This is a genomic window from Haloferula sp. A504, assembly GCF_044385805.1.
Lineage (GTDB): Bacteria > Verrucomicrobiota > Verrucomicrobiia > Verrucomicrobiales > Akkermansiaceae > Haloferula.
In genome coordinates this window covers 1-12250 of the sequence record NZ_JBISBU010000093.1, presented here as the reverse complement: position 1 = coordinate 12250, position 12250 = coordinate 1, and the positions used below count along the sequence as shown (strand labels likewise).

The window sequence follows — 12250 nt, the reverse complement described above, 5'->3', positions numbered from 1 at the left end:
AGAGCCAGCTCGCCGACGCGCTGCTCGCCGACGCCGCCAAGTCCGCCACCCGCGACCCCGCGGTGCTCACCAAGCTCCTCGCGCCGCTGGGGTGAAATGGGAGAAGGAGCTTCCAGCTCCTTTCTTCTTCCCGACTCACCCATGAGGGGTTGAAAACCCCTTCTCCATATTCCTACGGCCCCAGTTCGAGCGGCGGGACCTCCTCGTCCTCGCTGGTGAACTCCTCACCCGGAAGTGGCGGCGGCTGCCGGTCGAGGAAGCCGTAGTGTTCGAGACCCTCGAAGAATCCGGCCAGGCCGGGCTGGTTGCAGTGATACAAACGCGGGCGCTCGCGCATGCGCCGCAGCACCGGATCGGCATCGGCGGCGACCGCGGCGATGTTGCGCCCGCGAATGGCGGCGGCGTCATTGCCGTAGGTGCCGAAGACGTAGATCCGGGCGGGATCGATGCCCCACTTGTGGACCAGGTAGCGCAGGGCGACGTCCTTGCCGGAGCGCGTGGGGAGGACATCCACGAAACACCCGGAAGTGATCATCACCTTGGCCGAGACGCCGGCCTCGCGCAGCTGGCGCTGGAGGACCGCGCGACTCGTCTTTTGCCCCTCATCCAGCAGGAAGGACACCTTGAGCGGGTGCTGTCGTTCCTCCGGCTGCAGGGTGAGGCCCGGGATGTCGGCCATCGCCTCGACCACGGCATCGCGGTCCCATTTCAGGCGCGCCTGACGGCTCCACACCTCGTCGCGATGGGGAGTTTCCCAGCCGTAATGAATCTCGGCGCCCAGGCCGGAAATCAGGATCGAGGGCTTGGGCATCTGCAGTTGCTCGATCACCCCGCGGGCCTCGTTGTAGGAAAGGCCGGTGGCGAAAATCATGCCGAGTTCCCCCTCGTTGAACAGCCCGCGCCAGCGCTCGACCAGGCCGGGGTCCTCGCTCTCGATCCGGGGCGGCAGATCCATGCAGGCCCAGTGTTCCCGCTGCGTCAGGAACTGGCGCGAGCCCGGCACCTTGGGCCGCGGCTCCCTGGGCAGAATCCCGGCAAGCTCCTTCATGTAGGCGCGCACGTGAGCGTCCCAGCTGTAGTGCTTCCGCACCCGCTTGCCGCCACGTTTCGAAAGCTCCTTCTGGTGGGCCGGGTCGGAAATGATCTTCTCGATGGCATCGCCGATCGCCTGGTCGTCCATGGGATCGACCAGGATGCCGTTCTCGCAGTTGCCGAGAATGTCGCGCGGTCCACCGTCGTTGGTCGCCACCAGCGGCAATCCGGCGGCGGCGGCCTCGAGCAGCGTGAGGCCGAAGGGCTCGGTGAAGGCGGGATTGACGAAGACCCCGCCGCGGTCCGCCGCCCAGCGGAAAAACTCCGGCACCTCGGGGGAATCATGCTGCTTCGGAACCGCGCACACCCCGTAGAGGTCGAGATCGTCGATCAGCCGCAGCAACTCGCTCCACACCTTGCGGGCGCCCGCCGAAAGGTTCTTGAGCGTGTCGCGGTTTCCGCCGATCACGACCAGGTTGGCGTGCTCGCGGAGCCAGTCGTTGGCCCCGAATGCCCGGACCAGGCCGGCGAGGTTCTTGCGTTCGTCGGCGCGGGCAATGGTGAACACCGCGGGCTTGGAGGGATCGCGGAGAAAACGACCGAGCTTGGCATCCACCGACTCGTAGGCCTCGCGGTTGCCCGCACCATCGAAGCGCGTGAGATCGACGCCGGGGGGGATGACCCGCATCTGGTCCTCGGCGTGGCATTCGTAGAGGGCATACTGCTCATCGACCTCCTGCCGCGTGCTGGTGCAGACCATCGAGGCGGCGTCGAGGCTCATTTCCTCGGCCTCGATGCGGACGGCGAGATTGTATTTCTGTTCGATCGTGGACTCGTCCACCCCGCCCTCGACGAGGCGTTGGCGTTTCACCCGCCCGAGCGAGTGCCCGGTGAAGGCAAAGGGAACGCCGAGCGCGGCGGCGACCTGGCGGCCGACATACCCGGCGTCGCCATAGTGCGCATGGATCAAGTCCGGCACCCGCTTCTCGCGGCGCAGCCACGCGAGCGTGCCATCGATGAAGGCATCGAGATGGCGCCACAGCACCTCCTTGCGCAGGTAGCGCCGGGTCCCTGCCTCGATGCGGCGAATGTCGGCCCCGTTCCCCAGATCCTCGACCGCCGCGGCATAGTCCTCGCTGACCCGTGGATCGAAGATCCGCCGGGTGACCAGCGTGACCTGGCGCACGTCCTTGTGCCGGGCGAGCGCCTTCACCAATTCCAGCACGTAGAGGCACTGCCCCCCGGTGTCGGGGTCGCGGCCGAGTTCGAGATTCTGGCCACGGATCAGGCCGTGGAGCGAGAAGTGAAGAATGTCGAGCTTGCGGTTCATGAGCGGTGCTGGGGAAAGACTCCGTGATGGATGAGGCCCTCGATGATGCCCGCCGCGCATTCACCCCGGGCGCGAAAGGCGTCGAGATCGCGGACGGCCTCGATCAATTCCGGCTCGGCGTTGGCGGGCACGATGCCACGGACGCCTTCGACTTGGAACATCGATGAATCATTGCCGGTGTCGCCGGCGACGACCGCCTCGTCGAGCGGCACGCCGAGCTTCCCGCAGATCCAACGCAACGCATTGCCCTTGTTCGCCCGGCGCGGCAGGACGTCGAGGTCACGGGCGGAGGAGTAGATGACCTGCGCCGTCACGCCCGCCTCGTCCAAGGCGGCCCGCAAGCGGTCGAGGTCGGCCGGCGAGGCGTCATGCCAGAACCAACTGCTCTTGCACTCGTTCTGCTGCTCGGCGGGCTGCTCCTCGATTCCGGAAAAGGAACGGACCACCTCGATCGCCTTGGCGAGGTCCCAGTCTTCGGAGAGAGCCTCCGCGTAGTCCGGGATGACCCCGCCCGCGCCCGGATCGTGGATCACGGTGCCGACCCCGCCGATGTAGTAGTCCGGCTCGGGCAGTCCGCCGGCACGGATCACGCGCATGGCATCCTCGACCAGGCGGCCGGTGCTGTAAACGAGGACGGGGCGGTCGTCCCCCAGCGAATCCCAGATTCGCCGGAAATCCGCAGAGGCCTCCGGCAGACCCAGCAGGGTGCCGTCGAGGTCGGAGCAAAAGAGCGCCACGCGCTTGGTTTCGGGCATCGGGATGAGCCTACCAGCGATCTCCCCGCCGTCCAAGGAAAGGGATTCCGGTTGCCCGGATCAGCCCGGCTTGATGCGCCGCAACTGGCGTTTCAACACCGGAACCCGCGCTTCGAGTTGCTGCCGGAGTTCCGCCTCATCGGCCCGTGGATCGAAGCGCAGCCGCTGGTGCTGCGCGAGGGCTTCGTCGAGCAGGTCGGGCGTCTCAAGCGAGCCCCGGAGCCCGCGCAGCCAGCGCGCCAGCGGAGTGGCCAGCGGGCGCTCGCCGAGCAGGGGCGTGGCGGGTTTCTCCAGCGCCCCGAGGGGCGAAAGCGCGAGTTCCGCCCGCCGCTCGGCGCGCGAGCGCTGCGGCCCGATCCGCCGTTTCGACCGCCACAGCCTGCGCCCGATCAGCACCGCCCCCGCGAGCAGCGGCAGGAAGATGAGGGCGAGCGCCATGCCGAGATTTCCCGGCTGACTGCGCCAGACGAGGATGTTGTCGCGCAGGATGTGCCAACGATCGAGCAGCCCCTGCCAGGCGGGCATCCGCGGTGCCTCCAGCCCGGTCCAGTCGGGCGGGGTGAGGTCGACATCGATCCATTTCTTTCGCGACTCATCCCACGCCAGGCACCAGGCATGGCCGTGGGTTCCGCGGATCAGGGCTTCGCCGCTCTTGGGATCGCGCTCGACCACCGAGAATCCGGTCGCGTAGCGGGTCGGCACCCCGCATTCCCGGAGGATGAAGGCGGTCGCGGTCGCGAAATACTCGCAGTGCCCGCGCTTCGTTTCCTCGAGGAACATCGAGACGAAACGCCCGCGCTCCTCCTCGCCGAGCGGCCGCGGATAGGAAAGGTAGCGCGTGTAGGTGAACTCCTTGAGGAAATGCGATCGCAGCCGCGAGATCTGCTCGGGCAGCGGCTTGCCGCGCAGCTCCAGCTGCTCGACCAGGCGCGCGATCGCGTCGCGCTCGACCGCCGGCACCTGAAGATCGGGCGACGGCTTCCCGGGGTTGCGCGGATTCGACCACGGCGGCAGCGCGGTCATCATCGGGTCGCCCCACAGCACCAGCGCGTCGGCCACCGGATGCCGCGGATCGACCCGCAGGGTGCCGAAGGGGTTGATCTCGATGTCCTGGTTGGGCAGCACCATGCTCGCCGCATTTCCCGGGATCGGGAAAAGCCCCTTGCGCGGGGTGCCACCACGAATGGTGAAGCGCGGCAGGGCCTCGTGGGTCGCGACCTCGTTTGAAACCCCCTGACCCTGCGCCGTGATCCAGTAAACGGGATCGGTGCCGAAGTTCCCGAGCGTTTCGAAGTCGATCACCTCGCTCTCGCCGCTGTCGACCCTCGCCGGCAGCTTCGCGCTCCAATAGGTGTTCACATAGGCGTTGTAGGAGGCGATCCGCAGCAACTTCGGCAGGTCGCCCTGGCGCGGGATCAGCCGCCACTGGATGGCCGGCGACTGCTTGATCTCGCCCAGCTCGCCGATCGCGGTGCGGGTCTGGCGCGAGTAGGTGAGGTAGGATGGGTCGTAGCTGCCGAGGACGAAGTTCCGGTAGGCGTAGTCGAGCACCCGCTCGCCGCCGTAGCCCCCCACCGCCGCCAGCCCGAGCATCGCGACCGCGCCGAAGCGGGACTTGATCCGTGGAAAGAACGCGACCGCGAGCAGGATGAGCAGCGCCGGGAAGAAGACCGGCGAACGGGCGTGCTCGCCGAGGCTCGCGGCGATCAGGGTCCCCGGAAGGAAGACGTTGTCGAAGGAGAAGCGGATGTCGCGGAACGGCAGCCCGTGCCGCTGCGCATGCGCCCGCCGTTTTCTCATGAACAGCGACAGGTTCGCCAGCGACATGCTACGGCGTATGCCGTAGCTCTGGACGAACTGCAGCGGCAGCATCACGACCGGCAGCCAGGTGATCGTCCTCGGCAGCGCGGAAAGCGCCGACCCGTCGAGCCACACCAGCGCCGTCACGACCAGCAGCCCCATGATCGAGACCTGCCAGGCCCGCAGGTAGGCCGGGTCGCCGAAGTCCCAGCGGATCCGCGTCCAGTGCGCCGCCTCGACCGCCAGTGCCAGGATCAGGCCGACCAGCGGCCGCCCGGTGATCCCTCCCCACAGCAGCAACGACGCCCCCAGCAGCAGGCGCGGGGCCGGCTGCGGTGGGTTGGGGTCGGTCGATCGGCTCATGGTCTTCAGAGTTTTCCGGGCAGTCGCATCAGGTCCTCGGCCGGGTGGCTCGCGCGCACGAAATGCACACCCGGAGGCCGGGCGGCCGGCACCTCCTCGCAGACCACGATCGCCGCGATCTCGATGCCGGTCCCGGAAATGCGGCTGAGCATTTCGCGGCGTTCCTCCGACCAGCCGCAAAACACCGCCAGGCAGCCGGCAAGATCCTCGGAGTGGCGCAACACGAGTTTCCTCAGCGAGTCGAACTGCGGACGCGGCGACGACTCGACCCCCGCGAGCACCTCGAGCAGCGACTCGGCCCGTCCCGTCCCTCGGCCGGCGGTGACCACCCGTTCGGCACCGGAGATGAACATCAGGTCGATGAGGCACTCGTGGGTGTCGATCGACGACACGAACGACGCGGCCACCGAAACCGCCTCCTCGAACAAGGCCAGGTCCCCGGCCTCCGGAAAGGTGTCGAGGATGAGTCCGTGGCGGGGAAAGAAACTGTCCTCGAGCTCCTTGACGATCGGCCGCCCGGTGCGGGCCCAGCTTTTCCAGTGGATCAGGCGCGGCGGATCGCCCGGTTGATAGTCGCGCAGGCCGACGAACTCGCCCGACGGCCCGGCATTGCGCGAGGTTGCGTCGCCACCGGGCTGGAATCTCGCGCTGCCCGGCAACTCGAAGGGGGGCAGCCGGTAGCGGCGCGGCAGGATCGCGAGGCCGGACTCCGGGGCCTTGACCCGGCGACAGCGCTGATAGAGACCCAGCGGATCCGGCAGCAGCACCCGCAAGTCGTCGAGCGCCACCAGCCCGCGACGCCGCGGCAGCAGTTCGGCGACGAAGCTGCCCGTCTCGCCCCGCCGCAGCTTGAGCGCCTGCTCACTGGGACGCGGCTCGTAGATCAGCCGGCTTTCACACAGCCAGTTCCAGCGGTAGTAGATGAAGAATCGGTCGAAGGCGTTGCGCTTCGACTCGCCCGGCTCCGGGGTCAGCAGGAAGCGCTCGAAATCCGGCCGCGGGTCCGGCGGCGTTTCCAGCAACCAGGCGTTGCGAAGGCTGCGGCCGCGGTTGGTCACGTGGTAGCGGATGCGAACCGGCTCGCCCACCGTCGCGTGCGCGGGCACGTCGCGCTTCACCTCGATCCGCACCCGCCGGAAGGGCAGCCACAGCAGCGAAAGGCAGCCCAGCGAGAAGCCGAAGGAGAACAGGCGGAAGACCGGATCGGAGGCCTGACCGCCGGCGAGGCAGCCGAGCACCACCCCGAGCAGCAGGAGACCCATCCCGGCCGGCCGGATCCTCCGCCGCAGCCACTGGTTGACCGCCGTGCCGCGGTGGTAGAACGGATAAAGCCAAGAATTGAACCTTCCCGCTTCAATCCTGTCTTCGACGGCCGATCTTCCACTCACTGCAAACAAGCTATCGCGTGGATGGGCGGAAGCTCCAGCGCGGATGCGGCCGACATTTGCCAACGCCGCCTCCGCTTGGTAGCCAGCCCCGTGCTCGACGAACGATGGACCGGCCTTGCGGTGGATGCCGCACGCACGCTCGGGCTTTCGCGTCTGGCCGGTCGTCTGCGGGTCGAGTGGAACCCGCGCCTCCGGACCAGCGCCGGACGGGCCTGGAGCCGGCAGGCCCGCATCGAGCTGAACCCGCTGCTGAAGAACTTCGACGAAGAAGAGATCCGGCGCACGCTGCTCCACGAACTCGCCCACCTCGTCGCGCACAACCGGGCCGGACGCCGGAAGATCGCCCCGCACGGCCCCGAATGGCAACTCGCCTGCGCCGAGCTGGGGATCCCCGGCGAGCCCGCGCGCCACCAACTGCCGCTGCCGCGCATCCGCCAGCAGCGCCGCTTCACCTATGCCTGCCCGGCCTGCGGCAAGGTCGTCCGCCGTGCCCGCCGCCTGCGCCACGAGGCCGCCTGCCTCCCCTGCTGTCGCCAGCACGCCGGAGGGCGGTTTGATCGGAGGTTCCTACTGGTGGCGACGACCGGATGACCGGGGCGGCAAGACCCCCTGAAGGAGGAACTACGAACAGAACCGGCGCGCCAGTTGCGTATGTAGTCCCTCCTTCAGGGGGTCTTCCCCGCCAGTTTTTTCCCTGCCGCGATTTTCCGGAAATGCCCCGACCCGCGCCGACGTAGAGTCCGGCCATGCTTCACAAGAACCGATTCGCATTATTGCTCTGTTTCCTGCTGCCGGTCGCCGCCGGAGGCAAGGACCTCTTCAACGGCAAGGACCTCACCGGCTGGGACGGTGATCCCCGCCTTTGGCGCGTCGAGAACGGCGTGATCATCGGCGAGACCGACAAGGCCGACCGCAAGGTCGACAAGAACACCTTCCTGATCTGGAAGGGCGGCGAACCCGGCGACTTCACGCTCTGCTACAAGGCGCGCGTCACCGGCAACAACTCGGGCGTCCAGTACCGCAGCCGCCGGATCGGCGACAAGGGCTGGCGCATCGGCGGCTACCAGATGGACCTGCACCCGAAGCAGGAATACCTTGGCATGCTCTACGAGGAACAGGGCCGCGGCATCCAGTGCCTGCGCGGACAGAAGGTCGAGCTGCCGGCGGCCGGCGGCAAGCCGAAGGTCACCGCCAAGCTGGAGATCGATCAGGTCGACCTCGCCGAGTGGAACACCTATCGCCTCGTCGCCCGCGGGAATGTCGTCCGCCACTACGTCAATGGCACGCTGGCCGCCGAGATCACCGACCTCAACCCGGACAAGCGCTCGCTCAAGGGACTGCTCGCGCTGCAGCTCCACGCCGGCCCTCCGATGAAGGCCGAGTTCAAGGACATCGTCCTCGAGGACGCACCGGCGAAGGAAAATGCCGGGATCGCCCCCGAGGGCATCGAGATCGCCGACGGCTTCGAACTCGAGAAGATCTACGACATTCCGAAATCGCAGGGCTCGTGGGTCTCGATGACCGTCGATGCTCAGGGCCGGCTGATCTGCGGCGACCAGTACGGCGGCCTCTACCGCGTGACTCCCGGCGAAAAGCCCGAGGTCCAGTGGCTCGAACTCGGCATCGGCGGCTCGCACGGGATGCTGTGGCACGAGGGAGTGCTCTACGTCTCGGTCAATGAACGGGCCGGAGGCCAGGAAGGCGTCTACCGCATCACCGATGCCGACGGGGATGGCGAGGTGGAAAAGATCGAGATGATCAAGAAGCTGCAGGGCCGGGGCGAGCACGGCCCCCACTCGCTGGTCCCCTCGCCCGATGGCGAATGGATCTACTTCATCGCCGGCAACCACACCAACCCGCCCGAATACGACCGCTCGCTGGTTCCCGAGGTGTGGCAGGAAGACCAGCTCCTTCCGAGCCGTCCGGACGCACGCGGACACGCCCGCGACCGCCGCGCCCCCGGCGGCTGGGTGGCCCGCTTCCGTCCCGACGGCTCGGACTGGGAGATGATCTCGATCGGCTACCGCAACCCCTACGACCTCGCCTTCGGCCCCGACGGCACCCTCTTCACCTACGATGCCGACATGGAGTGGGACCTCGGCATGCCGTGGTACCGCCCGACCCGCATCTGCCAGGTCGTCCCGGGTTCCGAGTTCGGCTGGCGGACCGGCACCGGCAAGTGGCCCGACTACTATGAAGATAGTATGCCCTCGGTCTACGACATCGGCCCCGGCTCGCCCACCGCCCTGCTCTCCGGCAAGGGCGCGAAGTTTCCCGTGGAATACCAGAACGCCCTCTACGCCTTCGACTGGACCTTCGGCACGATCCACGCGATCCACCTGCAGCGCGAAGGCGCCGGCTTCACCGCCACCAGCGACGAGTTCATTTCCGGCCAGGGCATGCCCTACACCGCGGCGGCGATCGGCCACGACGGCGCGATGTACTTCCTCACCGGCGGCCGCAAGATCAAGTCGGCCCTGTGGCGCGTGCGCTACATCGGCGACGAGAGCACCGAACCCGTCAGCACCCCGGCCGCGGAGCCCATCGCCGGGCCCTCGCTCGCCAGCGACGACCGGGTCGAGCGCTACATCGCCCGCACGCGGATGGAACTGGAAGGCCCCGAAGCTTTTGCCGAGGTTGGCAACGATCCATGGTCGGTGATCGGCAAGGCGATCGGCCTTGCGCGGGTGGACGGCGAGAAATCGAAGCCGGCCATCATCCAGTCGCTGTGCGCGCTGGACTGGGTCTCGCTGAACAAGCAGCAGAAGCTCGCGTGGCTGCGCGCCGCCGGGCTTGCCTTCATCCGCGGGGGCGAGCCGACGGGAGCGGAGAGGAAGTCGATGCTTGACCTCATCAACTCGTCCTTTCCCTCCACCGACGCCACCCTCAACCGCGAGCTGTGCCGGATGCTGTGCTACCTCAATGCTCCCGGCATCGTCGGCCGCACGCTCGCGGCGATGGACACCGCCGCGCCCGACCCGAAGCCGGACTGGGCCGAGCTCGCCGCCCGCAACGGCCGCTATGGCAAGACCATCCTCAGCATGCTCGAGAACCAGCCGCCGAGCCAGGTCATCCACTACGCCTACTCGCTGCGCACGATCGAGGGCCCGTGGACGCCCAGCGAGCGGAAGCGCTACTTCGGCTGGCTCGACCGCCTGACCCGGAACAAGGGCGGTGCCAGCTACGGGGGCTTCATCAAGGGCATCCGCGAGGATGCGCTTGCCGGGGCCACCGAGGAGGAAAGGAAGATGATCGGCGATCTGCCACCGTCCACCAATCCGCTCGCTGACCTGCCTTCACCCAAAGGCCCCGGGCGCATCTGGACTGCCGACGAGGTCGTGGCGACCCTGGAGGCCGGCAAAGGCAACGCCGGGAATGGAGCCGTCATGTTCAAGGCCGGCATGTGTGCCGCCTGCCACCGCTTCGGCTCCGAAGGCGGCGCGGCGGGACCCGACCTCACCGCCCTGGGCGGGCGCTTCGACGCCCGCGCCCTCGCCGAAGCCATCCTCGATCCGAGCAAGGAGGTCTCCGACCAGTACCACTTCGAGCAGTTCATCCAGGAGGACGGCAGCCAGGTGATCGGCCGCCAAGTCGACGAGAAGGACGAGAAGATGATCATCGCCGTGAATCCCTTCGACTTCTCCCAAACCGTCGAGGTCTCCCGCTCCGAACTCACCCAGCGCACCCCCTCACCCATCTCCCCCATGCCCGCCGGCCTGATCAACTCGATGAACGCCCAGGAGGTGCGCGACCTGTTTGCGTATCTGCTTGGGAAGTGAGGCTGCCGGCGGCGGGCCTCCACCGAAACGCTACGGCAGGAACTTCTTCTGCGCCTTGAAGAGCGCACCGGCGATGGCCTGCATGACGACGCCAAAGGGCCTCAGCGGCCCCGGCTCGTCGTCGAGCTTCACCAGCGAGTCGATGAACTTCTCCCGGCGTTCGTCGCGTTTGACCGCCAGGGCATCGAGCCGGGCATTGATCATCCGGGCCGTCTCCGGGTCGAGTTCCTTCGCGGCTTCCACCGCGTAGCCGAAGAGCATCCGGATCTCCCCGTCATCCAGCCACACCCCGCAGCCGCGGTCGCAGCCATCGACCAGCACCTCGCTGGAGTAGCCGTAGTGATAGCGGCGCAGCCCGCCCTTGCATCGGGGACAGGTCAGATGCTCCCCGCCGGCTTCCTCCTCGCGGACCACCTCCGTCTCAAGGCTCTTTTCCAGATCACTGCCGGCCGAAACTGCCCGGCCCTGGTCCAGTATCGTGCGCAGTTCGCTCGGATCGAACCACACCCCCTCGCATCCATCGCACTGGTCGAGCGTCAGATCCCCGACGAAAATCGTCCGCAGCTGGGTGTCGGTGCATCTCGGGCAGGTCGGTGCGTGCTGCATGGCCGGACCCAGCTTGCGAAGCCCGCCGCAGCCTCACAAGAGCAGACTTTCCGCGGTGATCACCACGACTCGCCCGACCACACCACCGGCTCGAGGCTCATCGACAGGGCCGCCGTGGTCATGGCGCCGGCATCGATCAGTTCCAGCCGCATGCCCTCCGCATCGTGAACGTAGACCGCGAGCTGGGGCGGAGCCTGCGGGATTTCTGAAACGGCGGGCGGCTCGATTTGGGCCATCGCCGGGGGTGCCGGTGCCGGCTGCGGCACGACCATCCACCAGGCGGCCATCGCCAAACCACCCAGAACCACGGCGGATCCAGCCGCCCGGCGACGCACCCGGCGCCGACGCAGTTCTCCGCGAAATCCTTCCCAAACCTGTTCCTTGGCATCCTTCATCGACTGATCTCCTCTTGGTTGACGAGCCACTGCCGGGCCCGGATCCGGAGCCGCGCCAGCCGCGACTCCATCGCTTTCACCGACACGCCGGCCTCGGCCGCCAGCTCGGCCTGGCTCCAGCCCTCGGTGTAGTGACGCTCCAGCAACCGCCGTTCCGCCGCCGGCATTCCCTCGAGCAAGGCTCCGGCATGGCCGGCGTCCGGTTTTCCTGAAATCCATTCCCGCACCCGCTCCAGCATCCCGGCGCGCCGGGCACGGCCTCGCGCCGTATCGATCACTTCCGACCGGAGCACGCAGCAGACCCACGCCCGGAAGTCCGACTCGCGGTCAAAGGTCTTCGCGTTCCGGAGCATGCGAAGATAGCTGCGCTGGATCACGTCCGGAACCTCTGCCGGATCGACGCCACGCGCCCGCGCCACACCTTCGAGCAGGTCGTAGTACGACTCATGGAAATTGCGCCATGACGATTCATCGGCACGGCGCAAACCACGGGTCAGGGCGCGGATGTCGTCCATCACTCCTCCGATACTTCCGAAGCGCCCTCGGCGCCAGCATCTTCCTCCACCGTCTCTGCCGGTGCGTCCTTGTTGAGGTCCTCAAGCAGCACGGCGGTGATGTCCGTCGCGTCCTTGGTGTAGAGCAGGAACGGCACCTGCGAGGTGCTCATGCCCGACTTGTCGAAGACGTAGTCGTAGTCCTCCTTCTTGGCCTCTTCCTCCACCAGCTTGCGGATCTCCTCGAGGATCCCCTTCATCCGCTGCACCATCTTCTCGTTGAGCGCCTGGTTGCGGCGCTGCAGGAA

The 12250-nt window shown here is 67.6% G+C and carries 10 protein-coding genes; 2 read left to right on the top strand and 8 right to left on the bottom strand.

Going from position 1 to position 12250, the window contains the following annotated elements:
• Positions 1-172: 172 nt before the first annotated feature.
• From ACG2LG_RS22840 to ACG2LG_RS22825, 4 genes are read right to left on the bottom strand one after another with little or no spacing between them, the layout of a single operon-like run.
• On the bottom strand, positions 173-2362 hold the full coding sequence (locus tag ACG2LG_RS22840) for an HAD family hydrolase (RefSeq protein WP_396263025.1): 2190 nt from the start codon (positions 2360-2362) through the stop codon (positions 173-175).
• Positions 2359-3117: an HAD-IIB family hydrolase gene (locus ACG2LG_RS22835; protein ID WP_396263023.1), complete on the bottom strand. Its 759-nt coding sequence runs from the start codon at positions 3115-3117 to the stop codon at positions 2359-2361. The genes ACG2LG_RS22840 and ACG2LG_RS22835 overlap by 4 nt, the downstream gene beginning before the upstream one ends.
• Before the next feature lie 60 nt (positions 3118-3177).
• On the bottom strand, positions 3178-5280 hold the full coding sequence (locus ACG2LG_RS22830; RefSeq protein WP_396263021.1) for a transglutaminase family protein: 2103 nt from the start codon (positions 5278-5280) through the stop codon (positions 3178-3180).
• A 5-nt stretch (positions 5281-5285) separates the two neighbouring features.
• The gene (locus ACG2LG_RS22825; protein ID WP_396263019.1) at positions 5286-6668 is read right to left on the bottom strand and encodes a DUF58 domain-containing protein; all 1383 of its coding nucleotides are present in this window, start codon (positions 6666-6668) and stop codon (positions 5286-5288) included.
• Between the two features lie 165 nt (positions 6669-6833).
• On the opposite strand from ACG2LG_RS22825, the gene ACG2LG_RS22820 reads away from it, so the two are divergent.
• On the top strand, positions 6834-7259 hold the full coding sequence (locus tag ACG2LG_RS22820; protein WP_396263027.1) for a SprT-like domain-containing protein: 426 nt from the start codon (positions 6834-6836) through the stop codon (positions 7257-7259).
• Positions 7260-7414: 155 nt separating this feature from the next.
• Positions 7415-10447 carry a family 16 glycoside hydrolase gene (locus tag ACG2LG_RS22815; RefSeq protein WP_396263017.1) on the top strand — a complete coding sequence of 1011 codons (3033 nt, stop codon included), beginning with the start codon at positions 7415-7417 and terminating at the stop codon, positions 10445-10447.
• Between the two features lie 30 nt (positions 10448-10477).
• Here ACG2LG_RS22815 and ACG2LG_RS22810 read toward each other — a convergent pair whose 3' ends face one another.
• From ACG2LG_RS22810 to ACG2LG_RS22795, 4 genes are all read right to left on the bottom strand, one after another.
• The gene (locus ACG2LG_RS22810) at positions 10478-11053 is read right to left on the bottom strand and encodes a zf-TFIIB domain-containing protein (RefSeq protein ID WP_396263015.1); all 576 of its coding nucleotides are present in this window, start codon (positions 11051-11053) and stop codon (positions 10478-10480) included.
• 59 nt (positions 11054-11112) lie between these two features.
• Positions 11113-11448: a hypothetical protein gene (locus ACG2LG_RS22805; RefSeq protein ID WP_396263014.1), complete on the bottom strand. Its 336-nt coding sequence runs from the start codon at positions 11446-11448 to the stop codon at positions 11113-11115.
• Entirely contained in the window at positions 11445-11963 is a 519-nt protein-coding gene (locus ACG2LG_RS22800) for an RNA polymerase sigma factor (protein ID WP_396263013.1), read from the bottom strand. Before ACG2LG_RS22800 ends, ACG2LG_RS22805 begins: the two co-directional genes overlap by 4 nt.
• On the bottom strand, positions 11963-12250 hold a 288-nt coding region (locus ACG2LG_RS22795; RefSeq protein WP_396263012.1), incomplete at its 5' end, for an OmpH family outer membrane protein. The genes ACG2LG_RS22795 and ACG2LG_RS22800, both read right to left, overlap by 1 nt.